Annotated in this window: 18 protein-coding genes and 2 pseudogenes; 6 read left to right on the top strand and 14 right to left on the bottom strand. The window is 39.8% G+C overall.

The features are described 5' to 3' along the window. Positions 1 to 139: 139 nt before the first annotated feature. Positions 140 to 799, top strand: a complete 660-nt coding sequence (locus tag AM629_RS18165) for a BPSS1780 family membrane protein (RefSeq protein WP_054480800.1) — start codon at positions 140 to 142, stop codon at positions 797 to 799. Between the two features lie 553 nt (positions 800 to 1,352). Here AM629_RS18165 and AM629_RS25040 read toward each other — a convergent pair. After that, a complete protein-coding gene (locus AM629_RS25040; RefSeq protein WP_262499923.1) occupies positions 1,353 to 1,475 on the bottom strand; it encodes a hypothetical protein in 123 nt (40 codons plus the stop codon). 260 nt (positions 1,476 to 1,735) lie between these two features. Here AM629_RS25040 and AM629_RS18160 point away from each other — a divergent pair, with 260 nt between their 5' ends. Next, complete coding sequence (locus tag AM629_RS18160; protein WP_054480798.1) at positions 1,736 to 2,245, top strand: DUF6622 family protein; 510 nt, start codon at positions 1,736 to 1,738, stop codon at positions 2,243 to 2,245. 376 nt (positions 2,246 to 2,621) lie between these two features. On the opposite strand, the gene AM629_RS18155 is transcribed toward AM629_RS18160, so the two are convergent. From AM629_RS18155 to AM629_RS18115, 9 genes are all read right to left on the bottom strand, one after another. Continuing rightward, complete coding sequence (locus AM629_RS18155; protein ID WP_054480795.1) at positions 2,622 to 3,404, bottom strand: ABC transporter permease; 783 nt, start codon at positions 3,402 to 3,404, stop codon at positions 2,622 to 2,624. Positions 3,405 to 3,408: 4 nt separating this feature from the next. Continuing rightward, the gene (locus tag AM629_RS18150) at positions 3,409 to 4,215 is read right to left on the bottom strand and encodes an ABC transporter permease (RefSeq protein WP_054480793.1); all 807 of its coding nucleotides are present in this window, start codon (positions 4,213 to 4,215) and stop codon (positions 3,409 to 3,411) included. Then, positions 4,199 to 5,194, bottom strand: coding sequence for an ABC transporter ATP-binding protein (locus AM629_RS18145; RefSeq protein WP_054480791.1), 996 nt, complete (start codon positions 5,192 to 5,194; stop codon positions 4,199 to 4,201). The genes AM629_RS18150 and AM629_RS18145 overlap by 17 nt, the downstream gene beginning before the upstream one ends. Before the next feature lie 26 nt (positions 5,195 to 5,220). Next, a complete protein-coding gene (locus AM629_RS18140; protein WP_054480789.1) occupies positions 5,221 to 6,057 on the bottom strand; it encodes an amidohydrolase family protein in 837 nt (278 codons plus the stop codon). A gap of 7 nt (positions 6,058 to 6,064) precedes the next feature. After that, positions 6,065 to 6,982 (bottom strand): hypothetical protein, encoded by a 918-nt coding sequence (locus tag AM629_RS18135; RefSeq protein WP_054480787.1) that lies wholly within the window; start codon positions 6,980 to 6,982, stop codon positions 6,065 to 6,067. A gap of 12 nt (positions 6,983 to 6,994) precedes the next feature. Continuing rightward, positions 6,995 to 7,951, bottom strand: coding sequence for an aldo/keto reductase (locus AM629_RS18130; RefSeq protein WP_054480803.1), 957 nt, complete (start codon positions 7,949 to 7,951; stop codon positions 6,995 to 6,997). A 10-nt stretch (positions 7,952 to 7,961) separates the two neighbouring features. Next, positions 7,962 to 9,002, bottom strand: a complete 1,041-nt coding sequence (locus AM629_RS18125) for a TauD/TfdA family dioxygenase (protein ID WP_054480785.1) — start codon at positions 9,000 to 9,002, stop codon at positions 7,962 to 7,964. Positions 9,003 to 9,156: 154 nt separating this feature from the next. Then, complete coding sequence (locus AM629_RS18120; protein WP_054480783.1) at positions 9,157 to 9,582, bottom strand: VOC family protein; 426 nt, start codon at positions 9,580 to 9,582, stop codon at positions 9,157 to 9,159. After that, on the bottom strand, positions 9,579 to 10,829 hold the full coding sequence (locus AM629_RS18115) for a tetratricopeptide repeat protein (protein WP_054480781.1): 1,251 nt from the start codon (positions 10,827 to 10,829) through the stop codon (positions 9,579 to 9,581). The genes AM629_RS18120 and AM629_RS18115 overlap by 4 nt, the downstream gene beginning before the upstream one ends. Positions 10,830 to 12,070: 1,241 nt before the next feature. On the opposite strand from AM629_RS18115, the gene arsH reads away from it, so the two are divergent. The 3 genes from arsH (at position 12,071) to AM629_RS18095 (ending at position 15,538) form a co-directional block, all read left to right on the top strand. Next, entirely contained in the window at positions 12,071 to 12,733 is a 663-nt protein-coding gene (gene arsH / locus AM629_RS18105) for an arsenical resistance protein ArsH (protein WP_054480776.1), read from the top strand. Positions 12,734 to 12,917: 184 nt separating this feature from the next. After that, a complete protein-coding gene (locus AM629_RS18100) occupies positions 12,918 to 14,081 on the top strand; it encodes an outer membrane protein assembly factor BamB (RefSeq protein WP_054480774.1) in 1,164 nt (387 codons plus the stop codon). Beyond that, positions 14,078 to 15,538 (top strand): carboxypeptidase M32, encoded by a 1,461-nt coding sequence (locus AM629_RS18095; protein ID WP_054480772.1) that lies wholly within the window; start codon positions 14,078 to 14,080, stop codon positions 15,536 to 15,538. The genes AM629_RS18100 and AM629_RS18095 overlap by 4 nt, the downstream gene beginning before the upstream one ends. 69 nt (positions 15,539 to 15,607) lie before the next feature. Here the strand turns inward: AM629_RS18095 and AM629_RS23640 are convergent. The 4 genes and pseudogenes from AM629_RS23640 to AM629_RS18080 form a co-directional block, all read right to left on the bottom strand. After that, positions 15,608 to 15,781 (bottom strand): annotated as a pseudogene (locus AM629_RS23640) (IS982 family transposase); the annotation flags it as partial. Positions 15,782 to 15,831: 50 nt separating this feature from the next. Beyond that, the gene (locus AM629_RS24765; RefSeq protein ID WP_054480771.1) at positions 15,832 to 16,104 is read right to left on the bottom strand and encodes a group II intron maturase-specific domain-containing protein; all 273 of its coding nucleotides are present in this window, start codon (positions 16,102 to 16,104) and stop codon (positions 15,832 to 15,834) included. Further along, positions 16,105 to 16,896 carry a reverse transcriptase domain-containing protein gene (locus AM629_RS18085; RefSeq protein ID WP_054480769.1) on the bottom strand — a complete coding sequence of 264 codons (792 nt, stop codon included), beginning with the start codon at positions 16,894 to 16,896 and terminating at the stop codon, positions 16,105 to 16,107. 1 nt (position 16,897) lies between these two features. Next, positions 16,898 to 17,629: pseudogene (locus AM629_RS18080) on the bottom strand (IS982 family transposase); the annotation flags it as partial. Here AM629_RS18080 and AM629_RS24280 point away from each other — a divergent pair. Continuing rightward, positions 17,537 to 17,749 (top strand): hypothetical protein, encoded by a 213-nt coding sequence (locus AM629_RS24280; RefSeq protein WP_167338266.1) that lies wholly within the window; start codon positions 17,537 to 17,539, stop codon positions 17,747 to 17,749. The pseudogene AM629_RS18080 and the gene AM629_RS24280 sit on opposite strands and share 93 nt — an antisense overlap. The last annotated feature ends 11 nt before the right edge of the window (positions 17,750 to 17,760 follow it).

Below are 17,760 nucleotides of genomic sequence, written 5' to 3'. Positions count from 1 at the left end.
ACCCTCTACTAGCTCAATAAATGTTCATGCCAGATATCAAAACCTATCAATAAAATCGTATTGAATGTGAGAAATTATCAATATCTGCGAAATGTATAATTTTTACGCAAAGTAGAATCCCGCCCTGAGTAATTGGGGGATGTGGATACTACTCTGCATTATCTATCTTATATTTGTAGCTGGTTTTCAGTTTATTCCTTTTCTTGGAGTATTTGTTAGGATTTTTAACTCAGTATTTATCGGTGGTATTATTGCCGCGTGTGAACAACAGAGAACCACCGGAAAATTCGAACTCGGACTGTTCTTTAGCGGATTTCAGAAAAATTTTGCGTCACTACTTGGCGTTGGTGCTTTATCGTTTGGAATTACATTCCTTGGCATTATTGCAATGTTCATTATCGACGGAGAAGCAATAACTGATATCCTATTTGCCATACTGTTCAATAGGGATGTTTCATTCAAAATAATTGAATACAGCTCACCTACACTATTTTTTAGCGTCTTTGCTTTGATGATTTCTTACATTATTGCTACCGCTTTAACATGGTTTGCACCCGCACTGATCGTTATCCATAATTTAAAATTGGGAGCAGCCATATCAATGAGCCTGAAAGCAGTAAAAAAGAATTTATTGCCCGGCTTATTATTCTTTATTATCTCGACGGTCATTATCATAATCTCGGTGCTAACTTTCGGTTTAGGTTTTCTAATCTCTATGCCAATACTTTTAGCTAGCTATTATTCCTCTTACCGTAGTATTTTTATCAGTAAGGAGAAACCATCCTCTTTAATTGCCTAAAAAAATACACCCACTGCATATTAAAAATTTCAGAAACTAATAACAGTTCCTACGTCCATTAAAGAAGGCAAGGAAGCCTTATATTAACCAGATTAACAGAAAAAAATAGATAAGTTTAAAAACATTAAGAACCATTAAAGAAATAGGCTTTGATTTTAATACCATTATATATCTGTTGCTTTTTTATTTTAAACCTAAAAATTCAAATAAAATAAAAGAAAAAACGAGAAAACCTGAGTATCAATTTAATAAAAATAGCCATTAGGTTCACAACAATTGTTTGACGAAAACCATTTGTTTAAATGAATATTTAATTAAAAAAATAATAAAAATAGCAAAATAGGAATATGGTTCTCTTCTTACTTGCATGTTCCTTTTTTAATGATCGTAAATGCCTTTTTATCTGTCATTAATTCAGCTATCCGCCAGTTAAGGGTTTTAAATACATTTTAGACAATACTATCCTTCCATCCATTTTACATTTACCTAATCTGCTATGAACATTTAAAAGCTTTAATACAGAGAGATTAAAGCTTTTATCACACAGATGGGTTTAGCGATAAATACCACTTTTTATAAGGATAATTAATGATGAGACAATGAAACGTTGTGAAAAACCCGCTTTTTTAAGCTGAAAATCGGGTATCTTTCTTTCGGTCAGTTGTTTATAGGCCATAGTGTATTTTCCTGTAGTGGGAAAAATGTCAACTATAGCAACTGACCGCTCTTCTAAAATTTTGCTTTTGTAATAAATGGAATCATAGGTTACATTCTAGTATTAAAGATACATTATCGTTTACTATCTTTAAGCATTATTGATTTTCACCATACTTGTATCTAAACACTTACCATAAATAATGAGAAATTATTATAGAAAAAAAGCCAAACCACCTGAATGATAAATTTTCCATACGAAAAGACTAGCGAGGTAATAACATGTCACAATACGTCACTATTATAAAAGACACGCCTATATGGGTCTGGATTCTACTTGTGTTTCTTGTCATGAGAGGCATTAAAGCTCTCTCGGATCGTGAAATGCGTATAGAACGTATTTTCTTGCTGCCTACCGTATTTTTAATCTGGGGAGCACATAGCATTATCACAGAAACACACTTCCCAGATTTATCACTCATTATGATGGGAATAGGTCTGGTTTTCGGCATTACTATTGGTTGGATACTATGGAGATCACAGCCACGATTAAGAGAAAAACCTGGCAGCACCTTAATTATCCGTTCAGGTACACCTTTGACATTGATAGTGATAATAATTACTTTTATAAGTAAATTTATTATGACGGCTTTATTAAGTCTTTCTCCAATGTTGCTGCATTCATTACATTATAATTTGCTATTCGGCTTGGTAAGTGGTCTTCTTGATGGTGTTTTTTGGGGAGGAACCCTGAATCTTTTTATTTCATGGTATAAGAATAAAAAGACATAGCCAAAATCAACATTACCTTCTCAGTAACTCATTTTCCAATCGAAATCTAGTAAGAAAACGAACCCCGTATTATTTTCACAAAAGCGATTCTGAACACTCTGGTTACCAGAGAGATTACCATAGTATTTACAGTATGTTTGCCCATTTTCAATCAGGAGATTCGGACTTGCTTTTAGCCTTTTTCCAACGATACTTAGGTCAATAGTAACTGAACAATATCATCATCAACGCCAATGGGTGACCACAGAAAAAAGGAGACCATCCGTAATATTTTCCAAAGAGAACAGACCTTTCATCAGTGACAGAACAGGAAATGAGATTTGTCATGAATAAACTGAATAATCGCCCATATAAAACATTGGGGTAGAAAATACCCTCAGCTGCTCGCACTACTATATTTTGAAAGAGCTTTGAGCCAGAGGTATCGAGTTAATAATAATGCTCCTGACGCATACACAAATGCCATAGCCAACGTGTCGAAATTAAGAATACCCAAGGCCGCTTGCACAGGTACATTACTTACGAAAGCAACCGGTAATATAAAACTCAGCACAAACCGCATAGCACCAGGATAAGCACTAACGGGAAACCGGCCCATATCCATCAGAGAATAACAAATGATCCACACATCAGAAACTTTAGTGAACCAAAAGGCAATAAGGTTTGAGCACATAAACAGAGAATAGAAAATGCATGCACCCAATAATAGTGTTAAGTTGAATTGCACGAAGTTTGAAAATATCAAAGCATCCTGTTGAAACATCGCGAACAGCACAACAATATAACCAACGATAAAATTCGCACTGTCCCACACATTAAAACGATGAAATGTGATAAAGAACTGATGGTCAACTGGGCGAATAAGCATAAAATCTAAGTCACCTCTCCTAATATATTCCGAGAGAGAATGGATACTTGGAAACAACCAACTATCAATCAATGACTCCACAATGAGAGTCACACCCAGCAGAGCAACCATTTGATTGAAACTCCATCCCCCGACTTGGGATACTTGACCGAAGAATCCAGTCAAAACAAGTAAAGCCAACAGGCAGGCAAGGAAAGAATTGATCAAATTGACCAAAGCATTGAGTCGAAATTCAAGTTCTAAAACGAAAGAATTTCTTATCAAGACCAACAATAGTAAACCGTACCGCATTTAGTTAAGCTCCTGAAGCCGTATATTTTTTTAATCCTATCGACCATAGCAAAGTACGAATTAACATGAATACTATAACCCAGAATAACTGTATCAAGAAACCAGTCAATAATTCGTCATGATTTAGTTTCCCTAATATTATTTGCACCGGGAAATCCATTGCCGATGCAAAAGGCAAGACTTTCAATAACCCTGCGATACCAGGCGGATATAAATCAAGAGGAATAAGTGATCCCCCAAGTATCGTATAAAGCGCCCAAAGCAATGGGTCAAATGCCATTGCGTTATTAATCCAAAAGGCCAGCAAACCCAGACAATAATAAAGATGAAAAATGATAATCCAGGCAAGCATGAGTGAAGGTAAAAAAACCAAAAAGTTCCAGATATCTAAGCGTTGTAAATTACCAGTCAAAACAACACCAGAAATAAAAACCACTAATATAATCGGTCCTCGAACAATCATCTGTCCCACATGATCCGCGATATAGCAATAGAGGGGAGACACAGGGCGCAGCAGTAGCATAGAAAGTTCACCTCGGCGAATATCACGATCCAAGCGCTGCATTACCCAAATGGACGTTAATTGACGCACCAAGTAAATGGAAAGGAAATAAACCGCGAAATCGCTGGGTGTATAACCGCCGATGGCTCCTCCATCTGCCAGATTAAACCAAACTAACATCACAGAGATAGGCATCACACCACCTATCATCCAAACCATCGACTGTGCTCGATATGCAATAGCCTGAGAGAAAGATTGACCAATGAGCACCCTCCATAACTGTAGGGTCCGCTTAAAATATTTGAACATTAGGCTCACCACTTGAAGATAAATATCCCGCTAGCACACGATCTATCGGCTCATCATGGATCGAGATATCAAGAACGACCTGTTCCGACATCAACCTTGCCATTGCAGAAGATAATGCGTCACGCTCTACCACTAGTTCAATATCGTGACCATCATAGAACAGTAAGCCGGGTAACGAACTCAGCTCTGGATTGATCGGACCTGAAAGACTAGCCTTTACAATCTTTTTGGGAGAACGCTTTGCAATTAAATGCGACAGCTGTCCATCGTAGACGATCTCTCCCGAATTGATGATAATGACACGTCGTGCAAGTGCTTCCACATCCGCCATGTAATGAGAAGTTAGGAGAATTGTTGCTTTGTGTGTCTGATTATAGTGCAAGATAAATTCACGGACGACGCGCTGCATGTTAGCATCTAACCCAATTGTGGGTTCATCAAGAAACAAAATCCTTGGCTTATGTAGCAATGATAAAGCTAATTCGCATTTCATACGCTCACCAAGGGACAAATTACGAACCGGCCTGTTAATTACCGAACGAATAGCAAGTAATTCAACCAGTTCATCGCGGCATCTGGAAAATTCATTATCTCCGAGATCATAGATAACCTTATTAAGTATGAAGGAATCATTAGGCGTAAGATCCCAAGCTAGTTGCTGTTTCTGCCCAGCCACAAATGATATTGACTTTAAATATCTGTTCCTACGTTCATAAGGAATATGCCCTAAAACACTGACATCGCCTAAAGAGGGCTGAATGATACCCGCCAACATTTTCATGGTAGTGGTTTTCCCAGCCCCATTCGCTCCAAGAAAACCCACAATTTCTCCTTCTTCAATAGAAAAATTAATCGCCTTTACCGCTTGTACAACCGCATAGTCCCTTTTAATAAATGACTTTAAACTGCCCAACAGACCAGGATTTTTTGTGTAAATACTGTAAGATTTGCTCAAATTTCTTACTTGAATAATGCTCATAGAAATCCGCTAATTAAATTCCAAGACTAACTTTTAGCCATTCGTACTAATCGCGCACTCTCACCTTGTGCTACCCTGAGTCCATAGAGTCCAAGTGCATTGTTACAAAAAACATCTTCCCAAGCTTCTTCAGGAAGACCTTTACTAAATGCATCAATATAAGAACCTAAATGCACCATCGGCCAACCGGAACCAAAAATTAATTTTCGAGAAGTACCAAGATAGTCAAGTATCCAAGACAGCGGCTTTGAAATAAGCCTGTTTGCACGCTCATCCGAATAAGTCCTGAGATCCCCATCAATGAGAGACGATCCCTCAAGAAAGACATTAGTGTTTTTCGAGGCAACAGCAGCAGCACTGCGAAACCATGGATTTCCTGCATGAACTAGCACAAAATTGACATCAGGATAATCGACAGCTACCTCGTCTAAAGAAACAGGGTCTGCATATTTAATTTTAGCGTGGGGCCAACCAGGATCACCACTGTGAAACATAACGGGGATTTTCAACAGTGATGCGAGAGAATAAAGAGGTTGGAAAACATCATCAGATGCATACCTATGTATAAAACCAACATTAATTTTTATCGCCAATTTTTCCCCTGATAAAAGGCTCTGACTGATTGAAGTAAAGTCATAATCCAAACTTTGCACAACGGCACAATGGTAAATCCCTAATTGACTTAGATCACCATGCTCCTTAGATGGTGATGCAGAATCCGAGAGGGAACCAACGAAACGTATATCGGCTATAGATTCTTTGTAAGAGGCTAGCGAACACTCAATACCACTGAAATTATCCGGCATGCCATTAAATTCAGTATGAATATGAGCGTCAAATACATTAACATCAAATTCTCTCATCAAGCCCTCAAATGTCTAATTTGATTGAATTGCAGGCCAGTAACCGCCTGTTAATGTCGGAGACATAATCAGAAGCCCCTAGCCCTTGCTCCACATGAAACGCATAGCCTAAATCAAGGTCGAAACATGTATGGAAGCTATGAGGTTCACTACTTTCTACAATAAAACCCGCATTTTGCAAAAATCTTAAAGATACCTTGACGTCAGACGTGAGAAGCTTTACCGCCCCCAAACGGGCTCCTCCGCTTTCATCAAGGTTAAGTTCAACACCGAAATACAATTGGAACTCCGCAGGGCTAAGCCAATGTAGTTGCTGTTGTCCAACCAGTACAGTTCGTTTGTTCTGCTTACTGCAACTCCCTATAGGAAAAAGAAGCTGGTACCAACACCTTGCATCCTCGACTGGAGTATGAGTACAAAAATAGAACCCACCAATCCCATAAATTCCATTAAGGCCACAGGCCACCTTAGCCCATGCCTTCTCACGAAGCAGGTATTGGATTATCTGTAGAGTACAACCTGGCGTCTCTGTGTCAGGGATATCCAAGACAGCCCAAGCTGGCTCCACCCACCCTTCCAGTTGAGGAACAATATACCGAACATCCGAAATATTTAGGCGAAAGTCTTTCAAAATCTCTGCACAAGACTGTACCTCCGCAGTAGCAGCCACAAGTGCATAGGGGTAACCGAATCGGGAGGCATGTTGTTCTGCTTCAGTGCAATAAGCTTCAAATTCACGTGAATCTACTACCTCTATCAATTCAAGATATGAACCTGTGAAATGAACAAAAATACTATCCTTGCCCCCTTTATGCCGGAGAGAATTTTGACTAATCAAGAACCCTGCCTGCTCTAAGCGGGCAATAGATCGTTTCCTATTCCCAGCAGGAAGGATGCTATAGCAATGATCTATTAACGCAATCATAGTTGACGACTCCTAGCACCTATTCAATTTAGCTATATCTTCAATAGGCAAGGAAACATCAATTGCTCCAAGAGTTTCCTTTAATTGTTCAACACTATTAACACCCACCACTGGCGATATGACAGCTGGCCTCTGCAATAGCCATGCCAAAGCGACTTTAGTACAACTCATAGCATTTCTATCGGCTATATCCCTAATCAACTGAAGGACTTTCCAGCTCTTATCGCTATTGTAGAGTTTGCTCACATCATCTGCCCTAAGAGATTGTGTTTTTGGTGCATATCGATGATATTTCCCAGTAAGAAAACCTTTAGCAAGAGGAACATACGGCAACATTCCAATCTTCTCTTCTTGACACAAATCCATCATTTCACGCTCATACTCGATTCTATCCAACAGGTTGTATTTTCCTTGTACCGTCACATACGAAACGTAGTTATGTTTAGCACATAGCCCCAATGACTTCATAAGCCTCCAGGCTGGAAAGTTTGAACACCCGATATAACGCACAAGACCCCGTGTTACCAAGTCATCCAGAGTCCGGTGAATTTCCTCCATGGGTACATTGAGATAGTCATCGTGAGCTTGGTAAAGATCAATGTAATCAGTTCCTAGACGTTTTAAGGACTGTTCAACCGCTTTGACAATATGTTTCCTAGAAAGTCCCTCGCTGTTCGGTCCTTTTCCCATGGGAGCTGAAAATTTAGTCGCGATAATGAAGTCATCCCGTTTAGCATACAACTTCAACCAGCGACCGATAATTATCTCTGATACCTGTCCTCCTTCATTACCATCTGGCAAATAAATTGGATAACAATCAGCAGAGTCAAGGAAGTTACCTCCTTGCTCGGTGAATACGTTAAGTATTTCGTGCGCACCTTTCTCATCCACCCATCTACCGAACTGCTGAGTACCGAGGCAAATAGGTGATACATAAGCTCCGCTATATCCAAGAGTTCTATATTTCATAAGTATACTTTTAGTCCCAGTCGAAATCATAGTCGAAGGCAGGTCGCTTACCAGTTTGAGACGTTATCCCTCCCCGCCCACCGCCACCTTCAGGATGAACAGCAAGTTCAGGACGTGTAGACCGAAAGTTCTCACATTCAAGCCAAACTCTGTACATCAACCGTTTATTCTTAGGATCATCATTATCTTCGAATGCTGTACGAGAATGCAGGCATAGATAATTGTTGAAGAAAACCATGTCGCCTTCCTCAAGAGATGTAATCCAACAAAAAGCAGGAGATGTTGCCAATTCATCAAGATAGTCGACAGCCTCTCGCAGTTTAGCTGGGATTTTCTCACCCCGAGCAAACGCAGCAGCAAACATGTTAAACCTCAGGTATCGAATGCTAATATCTCCGTTACATTCAGAAAATACCGGTACATTGTATTCGGTTATTTCACTTGCTCCCGGAGGATGCTCATTGAGCCGGTGGTAGGGATAACCAGTGTATAATACTGGCAGCAAGTCTGGCCGACTTTTCTTGATGGCATCATGAAGAGCCAACGCACTCGCAAACTTGCTATGACCTCCTTGTTTAGCTTTCCTGACACATAACATACAAACCATATCTGGCTGATCCGTATGCATTACCAATCCTTCACGATTCCTATATCCCCTAGCGTCAGGGTCCATGTGCGTCATATCTTCGACCCGACCGATTATATCTCCCATCACACTCTGAGAAACAGGCTTACCCATTCGGCTACAGAGCTGTAAGAAACGTTCTCCCAACTCATTCTCATCCAAGCCTGCAACAGAGATTCCTTTCAAGATAACAAGCCCATCTCCACTTTTGACACGTTCGTACACACTTTCCATTAATTCATCAACTTCACTACCCGCATTCTCTTGAGTAGTCAGCCCCTTAAGCAGTCTAGCTGGCGTACCCGACAGCTCTGCTAACAATTTTTCAGTATGGGCTGGATCTAGTTGAATCACACATCGAGAATGTATGCTATCGTCCATTTTCCAACCTGTAGGCTTCACGCTCACTCTGTCTTCACTCAGCATAGTTTCCTCTTTCAAGATTTGATGTTGATAACCTTTACCGATTTTATGGAAGCCTTACGAAAGTTGAACTCAGTGGCACTTTTTCACGTAACAGAATTATTCTTCGTTATCGTCCATATTCTCCGGTTATCTATATCTAGCAGTTGATCCACAGTTAACTATCGATACCGCCTCCATCGAATTCAGAGATTTCTATCTTGTAACCGTTGGGGTCGAGAAAATAAACAGATCGAGAAGAATGATATTGAATCATATCCCCATCCGGTAGCGTTACACCATGCGTTTTCAATTTCTGCACAACCGAAGAAAAATCTTCTACTATGAATCCCACATGAGTAATCTCCAGACCGGTATTTTCGATACCTGCTCGATTTGTATATTCATGCATACACAAATACAGTTTGCTTTCGTTACCCATTATTACCCAACGTACCATTCTCCTCAGACCAGCTTCCTTCTTCTTAAATCCAAACACATCCTCATAGAAGCGGATACTTTCTTCAAGGTTAGATACTTCCATTTGTATATGGTCGAATCGTGTCACCTTGATAGGGTTGATCTGTTGTACTATGGAATTCATGCTATCATCTCCTTATGCTCTTTGGTAAGAAGACCTTGCTCATCCCAACGTTTAAGAAAATCGTGAAAGTATTCTTTAGACAAGAGATCGTTCTTAGAAGCGACCTTGTAGCCAGACAAACCAGCTGATATGTTTGTCACATCGGCTTGTAAAACACTCTTGAAGGCACCTATTGCAGCAATCGTGTCGCCAAGATGGGCATGACATACACCAATCATATACTCAGTTAAAATAGCTCTGGGTAACCCAACGTGTTTGGCATTATTGTACTGTTCCAGGGCCTTTTCATATTCACTTTTTTTAATATAGACTTCGGCAAGTTCTTGATAATTGATCGACCAATGTGGGTCCAACGATATAAGTTCTAAGCCATATCGTTCAGCTGCATCGAAATTCTGACTAACATAAAGCATCTCCTTAATAGAAGATTCCAAAACAGTCTTTTTCGCAGTAGCAGCCAATGCTTTCTCCAGATCATTCTGAGGTTCAAGACTTTCAGCAAAGTGCTGTGCCTTCAGCATAAGTGTACGAGTTGCAGATGGGTTACTAACGGCGGCTGGAACCATAGCATAAGCACGATAAAACGATGAAAGCGCCAATTTTGCTTTAAATGTCTCACGATCAAGTATGCTCTCGGCAACGCGTTTTCCACATGCTACAAACCACTTATAGGCGACAGAATCTATCGCTTTAGTCTTCAAATACCAAACAATCGCTAATGATGTTACTTCAAGTATACTTTCTTCAGAAATTTTTTCGGTTTCAATAACAGCCCTTATATTTTCAAATAAATGGGGATAATTAGTATGCATTCCCAAACGATTGTCTGTAATAAATCGCGTTATCAGATAAGTAATTCTCTGTTCAGGGTAAAGTTTTTGGTTATTAATCTCGTCCAATATTTCTTGGGACAAGCGGTATCGTGCAGTGGTGATCAAAGCTCTAGCCAAGTTCAGTTTTTGTATGTCTGGTAGATAGGGCCTCATAGAAAGTAACCATTGTAAGGCATTACCAGGACCTTTACATGGGTATGTGAAATTTTCGGCCATCTTGTAGGGGATATTGACCGTATCAGAAACCTCTCTGAGGCATGAAGGTTCCAAAGCTTGAGTGATGACATATCCATTCATATCAAAATTATGATGAGTCAGCGCCAAGCAAGTCGCTTTAGACCAGATACTTTCCCTTACACTAGTTCTATTGTAATACAGCGTTGCCTCGATTAAAGATTGAGATTCAGAACTCATATTTTTCTCCGAACACTTCGCTATTTGATAGTTTTGGAAAGGGCGAGCGAACACTTTAGCTTTAAACGTTCGCTCGCTCTAACCTTCTATTTACAATATTCTAAATAACTTAAAAACAGAACATCGCAGGTTCGATACGTAACTCAATACTTGTAAAATTAATCATATCAGCATTCTCCATTAAATTAGTATTTTGTTTCCGGCATGACTATTCTGCTAACAAACTTAATAGTCAGAAACAGAATATTGCCAAGATTATGCTAAATGTCACACTTTTTCATAACTTCAGACTCTTGGAAAATACAAGAGTTAATTAAATATATCTACTCAGTTATTTTTATGTCAAGTTAATTGATTTCCATAATGGTTTTATTTTAAATAAAAACAAAATCATAAAATTAAAAGCATCAACAAAATATTCACAACCAGATATTTTATAAAGAAATTTTCCACTAATTTCTATTTATAGCATACCGTCTATCAAATTCATTTTCTTACCTATATTTAGCTAGCTTATTGTACTCCATGAAAATATACGATCACTCAAATTTATCAAAACATAATTATATATTCAACAAATTGATTGTATTTTACATATACTATCAATGCTAAATTAACATCCTGATAATATTGTTATACACTTCTTTTTATTTTAAATAATCAATAGTCTTGTTATGCTATCTCTTAAGTCATATACAAAGAGAAAATTGTCTCTTTTAATACCTTATGTGAACTATTTATCTGTGATGTATTTCCCCTTTGGAAGGAGGAAACAGTCATTAAAACCACTGGTACAAAGGAATTTTACCTTGAATAGGAATAATAACTCAAAAAGAGTCTGGGATATTTCAACATTTGCATTGACCAAAAGTATGAGTAATTATCCATTATTAAACAAAGTCCCAAAACATACCAAAACCAATATGACTCTTTGTCAACTATTACTCGTCAACTTCACAGATAAGCTTAATTTTACCCAAAAGAAACATAATCACACTAGCTTATTAACTGTATTTTTTATGAAAAAGGAGCTTTATATGTATCTAATTAAAAGTTGATTATAATATCAAACAATTTTGAGTCTCTTAATGTTTAATAGGCGCTTATCACTTTATAACCAAGCCCACCAGACACAACGACATCAATGAATTCAGCACAGAGACTTTTGAACAAACCTCATTGTGAACACAAGAGGTTACAACAGTTTTGGAAATTACATCATCTGATTTTCGGAGAATTACATGACCGATACTTTACCAAATATTATTCACAAACTTTTGGATATCCCTTCTTTAGAGAAGCTGGAAGCGCAGAAATCTTCCTCACATAACCCAAGGATCTTACTTTTGTATGGTTCGAATCGTCAGCCTTCTTTTAGCCGATCACTGGTTCAAGAATCCGCACTCCTACTTGAGCAAATAGGCGCTGAAATTAAGATTTTTGATCCATCTAGTTTACCTTTACCGGATACTACACCCGATACCCATGAAAAAGTGGCAGAACTACATGAACTTATGCAATGGTCAGAAGGGCAAGTGTGGTGTTCTCCGGAATACCATGGATCGATGAGTGCAGTGTTCAAATCCCAGCTTGACTGGATTCCCGAGCTGCACTCTACACAAGGTAAGACATTGGCCTTACTTCAAGTCAATGGCGGAACTCAATCATTCAACGTAGTAAATCAGTTACGAACGGTAGGAAGATGTATGCATATGTTCATTATCCCTAATCAATTATCGGTACCCGAAGCCTTTCTAGAGTTTGATGATACTACTGGCCGCATGAAGCCTTCTTCTTACTACAACCGGCTTGTGGATGTTATGGAAGAGCTCATCAAATTCACACTTCTGCTACGTGACCGGCGGAATTACCTTTTGAATCGGTATTCGGAGCGTGGCCTGTAGATAAATAAGCCATCAAAGCGAGTCAAAAGCCTATTGTACTCAGATCCTGCGAACCTGTTAATGTGATCGACCTGAGATAATGGCTAAACGCTTATACATCAACTATGCTTAAGATTTATTGGCTAAAATAGAAACCATTGTAGCCTATTACATCTAGAGTTGTGTTCACAATCGAGGAAGAACAATGACACTAAAAACAAAGCACTCTCTTGCCGCGTTCAACTCACATTTAAACACCACTTGGTATAAAAACAAACAATCCCTCCGAAGCTTCAAAAAGAAATGGGCATCCATTCGACATGATTATACTAAGTCCCCTGTACTCTATGGAGAATTGGAATTTAGCGAACGAATCTGGAGTATTCCTTCAATTATTGGCAACAACTGTGTAATTATCAGTTGCTATGACGGATATATATATTGTTACGATACCAAAACGTTAAAACAAAATTGGCGATTAGAGACAGCCGGGCCGATTTATAGCTCCCCCGCAGTGACAACGAGAGGTGATTTCATAATTGGTGGAGAGGATTCAACGCTTAGAATGGTTTCTTCAAATGGACTCTGCCTATGGCAATTCAAAGCTAATGATGTATTCCATTCCACCCCAACATTGGATGAAAAGAACGGGCTAGTTTACGCAGGAAGCTATGATCACAGTATGTATGCGTTAAATGCAAAAAGTGGAAAATTGATCTGGAAACGCATGTTTGAAGAAGATGTGGTGGACGATATATATAGTTCCCCCGCCCTGACAGTCGAAGGCAATATCATCTTTGGAACGAACAAAACATTAGTTTGTATAGATAAAGCCGGAAATACAGTATGGGAAATTGAAAACGAAGGACGTTTTGAAGGCAGTGCAGCATTAGATTATAGTATTGAAACAGGTATTATCGGGACCGAAGAAAATGGTCAAATCGTTGTTTTTAACTCAAGAACAGGAACCATACGCGCTATTCATGAAACCGATGGCTTCGTAGTATCATGCCCATCAGTTGGATATGATCATATTGCAACTATAGGAAGTGATGATCGTTATATTTATGGAGTAAATTTACGGAGTACTGAAGTCATATGGAAATCCGAAGTAGGAACACGCTTTGTATACACTCCCTTTTCTACTCTACCTAATGGCGATCCTATATTTGTCGGTACTACTGATAACCCCACACATATTGATGAAGCTGTACATTGCTATGATCATCAAAATGGAGGCCTGCGCTGGAAAATCACTGCTCCCACAGGCATACACTCAGCTCCTCTTATTACAGAGCAAGGTGAGCTTATCGTAGGTTCCCACTGGAACAAAGTCTATTTCTATAGATGGCCTGAGGTATACGAATGAACGATTATCAGCAACTAACCGACCTAATGGTTAAATGGAGCTCATTGTATGGCGCCTATGCAATCTTAAACTGGGACAAAGCCACAATGATGCCCAAAGGAAGTCATTCGCTAAGAGCAGAGCAAATGTCAGTGCTCAGCACTATGCAACATGAGATAATCGCAAGCCAGGAAATAGCGGAACTTCTGGATCGTATCGACATTACCGTTCTAAATGATTGGCAAAAAGCCAACATCAGAGAAATACATCGTTTGCATATCATGGCTATCGCAACCTCCCCTACATTAACCAGCAGGCTTACCCGAGCAGCAGTAAAATGCGAAGAGGCGTGGTATGCCCAAGCTAATGAAATAAATCAACAGTCTCTTGAACAAAATTTTGAAGAGTTGCTAGCACTGACACGGGAAATGGCATCTTCCCTTGGAGAAAAACTCGGGATAAGCTCATATGATGCTTTACTAGAGCAGCATCAACCAGGTCTGAGAGCCGAATCGGTCGATGCTATTTTCAGTAAAATAGAACCATTCACCTCAAGATTAGTCGCCACAATAAAAGACTCACCAAAACAACAAACCATCTGGCCAAGAATAAGTAAAAATCAACAAAAGAAATTTGCCAATACCTTAATGGTAAACATGGAGTTTGATTTTAACACCGGAAGGCTGGATGAAAGTCGTCATCCTTTCACTGGAGGACTAACAGGCGACATCAGGGTTTGCAGCTATTTCAAACCAGAAAACATACTTTTGAGCATTTCAGCTCTTATGCATGAAACAGGCCATGCGTCGTACGAAGCACGACTTCCAAAACAGCACCTTGGACAACCGGTCAGTGATTCTAGGGGAATGTGTATTCATGAAAGTTTGGCTCTGCTATTCGAAAGACAGGTCGGTCACTCCAACTCCTACTTAGGATATTTGGCCAAGCAATTGGAAAATAACTTCGGCTATGCTGATTATTTCAACAAAGAGCGATTGTGCGAACACTTCAACACAATCCATACGAATGGTATCCGAGTTACAGCCGATGATTTCACCTACCCCGCACATATTCTTATACGCTATAAAATTGAAAACGAGCTACTCTCAGGCGAACTTTCTGCAAAACATCTCAAAGGCAGATGGCAAGAATTATTCGAGTTATATTTTGGTATAAGCCCATCACCTCATGAAGGTCCCTGGCAAGATATCCATTGGGCTATCGGTTATTTTGGGTATTTTCCATGCTACCTCATGGGCGCAGTTATTTCCGCACAATTATTCAACAATGCTCGGAAAAACCCATCAATTGAAATGGAACTCTCTAGAGGAAAGTTTAGCAGTTTACTCCAATGGTTAGACAAAAAAATCTATAGGCAAGGTTGTTACCACGAATTTGAGGACCTGGTAATAGCTTCCTGTGGAGTAAAACTTAGTGCGGACGATTTTATCAAAAATTTAGAAAGACGATTGAAATAGTTAAACACACTTTATAGAGACGGGGTTATACACCCCGTTACAATGATAGGACCCTGTAAATAATTCTGTTTAATCCGTCACTGAGAAATCGTCTTCCGAATAGAAAACTTTCAGTGATGGCTTCTTCCATTTAAGACAATAAGCAATCAAACCACCTAAAACGGTCAACATAAATCCTTTTATACTTCGGTGGCGAGAATGCTCTATTTGAGAAAGGTTTTTTAATTGCCCATTAATCGGTTGAGTAGGCCGCGGGAACTACCCCCATAGCCTATCGACTCATACCGCTCCCATCAAGCAAACACGCCTGTCATTCCTGCCCACCAATGAGCAAACAACCCCTTATGCTTCTTTTTTGCGATCCTTTGAAGCAGTTTTGATGCCTGGGTTTTGTGTCTGCTCAGTGCCTTGAACTTTCGCCTAACCCAGCGCACTAGCGCTTTGTTGAGTCGTCTGAAGACCTTATACAACTCTGAATGATAAAATTGACCATAATAGTTTAACCATCCACTTATCATGGAGTTTAGCCTGTTGGCTATTTGTGTTAAGTTAAGTTCTGTCCGCATTCATATCTTCAACTTGCGGATTTTGAATCTCATGGCCTTTTGCGCCGTTTTGCTGACTGCCAGTGTAAAACTCACAAACAGACTATTTCTTTTACGGTTCTTGACCAGCCTTGGCCTGAGCGTATATCCAAGAAAATCAAAACGGGTATGTTCATATTTTCCCTTTCGTTCTACATCCTTACAGTAAGGAATTCGGGTTTTGTCCGGATGCAGTGCCAGTCCACATTGCGCAAACCGCTGGCCTAGTTCACTTATCAGTGCTTCAGCCTGCGACTGACTGTAACAGTGACATACAACATCATCAGCGTACCTTTCGAAGGGGACACCGGGGAACTCATGTTGCATCCACATGTCAAAGACATAGTGCAGGAACAGATTCGGCATCAGGGGGGAAATCACACCTCTCTGCGGTGTGCCTTTCTCCCGGAATAACACCTTACCATTGCATTTCATCGGTGCAGTTAGCCAGCGTTCGATGTATAGACAGATCCACGGGCTGTTTGTGTGTTTCCTCACGGGTTTCATGAGTAAATCATGAGGAATATTGTCAAACAGGCCCTTGATATCGAACTCCAATACCCAATCTTGCTGCCAGCATCGCTGCCTTGTCACTCTGATGGTATCAATCGCCGATTTATTCGGTCGGTAGCCATAAGAATCCGGCAGAAAATGAGGCTCAACAAGCGGTTCTAAATGAAGCCTGACCACCATTTTCGCCACGCGATCCGCAACCGTGGTAATACCCAGCAGACGTTCACCTCCCGACTTCTTGGGAATAGCGATACCTTTCATCGGAAGCGGATAATAGCTGCCCGATGATAAAACGCCTTGATAACATTATCTTATCCCACTCAGCCAGCAGACGTGCTTTCATATTTCGGCGCTTTTGGGTGACGAAAGTGACACCGGTTTTGCCTAAATCGTCTGCCAGTTCCTGACTGCGATAACCTTTATCGCCGTAAAGTGAACTCGTTAATTCTGTTGTTAATTCGCGAACAGGTTCCCGATCATCCACATTACCGGCAGTGACTTTAAGCGCCAAAATTTCCCCCTGATGATTGACAACCAAGTGTGATTTGAAACCGTAAAACCATCCCATTGAATTTTTTCCGCGCTTGGCTATCCCCGCAAAGACCTTATGTCGAGGAATGCTAATATTATGGCAGACACTCAAACGGGTGGAATCAATAAAAGCAATGCCTGTGGGTTTTCCTTTTAATTGCGTCAGATAGCGGTATAGTGGCACCAAAACGGAAGGGGCCACACCGACAAAACGGGGATAGCGGAGCAAGGTGGGAAAATCGTTGTGGTGATATTTCCAAATATGTTCTAGATAAAAATTTTTAAAATCACGGTAATGTGACAGATGAAAAAGGGTCAAAATGGTCATGATTTCACTGAGATACATGTGACCTTGTCGGCGGCGTAAACAATGCCCACTATCGAGACAAAATTACTCCCATTGAGGGATGAAAAAACGGCAAAAATCATCAACATCACAGAAAATTTCAACTACATTGTCCATAGCCTGTTCCACCTCGGCGCTATTTTTGGTGTACACCAAGACTTTGCCCTTGGAACAGGCTTCTCATCAATTTCTTATCCAGAATTCGGGTTAAATAAAATTACCAAAATAATATTTTGATTCCCTGAAAA

The organism is Photorhabdus heterorhabditis (genome assembly GCF_001280945.1).
GTDB lineage: Bacteria > Pseudomonadota > Gammaproteobacteria > Enterobacterales > Enterobacteriaceae > Photorhabdus > Photorhabdus heterorhabditis.
This window is presented reverse-complemented; position numbering and strand designations above follow the sequence as displayed.

What these genes read in the sequence shown, in the direction of transcription:
- AM629_RS18165 (WP_054480800.1), top strand. Translation starts at nt 140, where the DNA reads ATGTGGATACTACTCTGCATTATCTATCTTATATTTGTAGCTGGTTTT.
- AM629_RS25040 (WP_262499923.1), bottom strand. Translation starts at nt 1,475, where the DNA reads ATGGCCTATAAACAACTGACCGAAAGAAAGATACCCGATTTTCAGCTT.
- AM629_RS18160 (WP_054480798.1), top strand. Translation starts at nt 1,736, where the DNA reads ATGTCACAATACGTCACTATTATAAAAGACACGCCTATATGGGTCTGG.
- AM629_RS18155 (WP_054480795.1), bottom strand. Translation starts at nt 3,404, where the DNA reads ATGCGGTACGGTTTACTATTGTTGGTCTTGATAAGAAATTCTTTCGTT.
- AM629_RS18150 (WP_054480793.1), bottom strand. Translation starts at nt 4,215, where the DNA reads ATGTTCAAATATTTTAAGCGGACCCTACAGTTATGGAGGGTGCTCATT.
- AM629_RS18145 (WP_054480791.1), bottom strand. Translation starts at nt 5,194, where the DNA reads ATGAGCATTATTCAAGTAAGAAATTTGAGCAAATCTTACAGTATTTAC.
- AM629_RS18140 (WP_054480789.1), bottom strand. Translation starts at nt 6,057, where the DNA reads ATGAGAGAATTTGATGTTAATGTATTTGACGCTCATATTCATACTGAA.
- AM629_RS18135 (WP_054480787.1), bottom strand. Translation starts at nt 6,982, where the DNA reads ATGATTGCGTTAATAGATCATTGCTATAGCATCCTTCCTGCTGGGAAT.
- AM629_RS18130 (WP_054480803.1), bottom strand. Translation starts at nt 7,951, where the DNA reads ATGAAATATAGAACTCTTGGATATAGCGGAGCTTATGTATCACCTATT.
- AM629_RS18125 (WP_054480785.1), bottom strand. Translation starts at nt 9,002, where the DNA reads ATGCTGAGTGAAGACAGAGTGAGCGTGAAGCCTACAGGTTGGAAAATG.
- AM629_RS18120 (WP_054480783.1), bottom strand. Translation starts at nt 9,582, where the DNA reads ATGAATTCCATAGTACAACAGATCAACCCTATCAAGGTGACACGATTC.
- AM629_RS18115 (WP_054480781.1), bottom strand. Translation starts at nt 10,829, where the DNA reads ATGAGTTCTGAATCTCAATCTTTAATCGAGGCAACGCTGTATTACAAT.
- arsH (WP_054480776.1), top strand. Translation starts at nt 12,071, where the DNA reads ATGACCGATACTTTACCAAATATTATTCACAAACTTTTGGATATCCCT.
- AM629_RS18100 (WP_054480774.1), top strand. Translation starts at nt 12,918, where the DNA reads ATGACACTAAAAACAAAGCACTCTCTTGCCGCGTTCAACTCACATTTA.
- AM629_RS18095 (WP_054480772.1), top strand. Translation starts at nt 14,078, where the DNA reads ATGAACGATTATCAGCAACTAACCGACCTAATGGTTAAATGGAGCTCA.
- AM629_RS24765 (WP_054480771.1), bottom strand. Translation starts at nt 16,104, where the DNA reads ATGCGGACAGAACTTAACTTAACACAAATAGCCAACAGGCTAAACTCC.
- AM629_RS18085 (WP_054480769.1), bottom strand. Translation starts at nt 16,896, where the DNA reads ATGAAAGGTATCGCTATTCCCAAGAAGTCGGGAGGTGAACGTCTGCTG.
- AM629_RS24280 (WP_167338266.1), top strand. Translation starts at nt 17,537, where the DNA reads ATGCCCACTATCGAGACAAAATTACTCCCATTGAGGGATGAAAAAACG.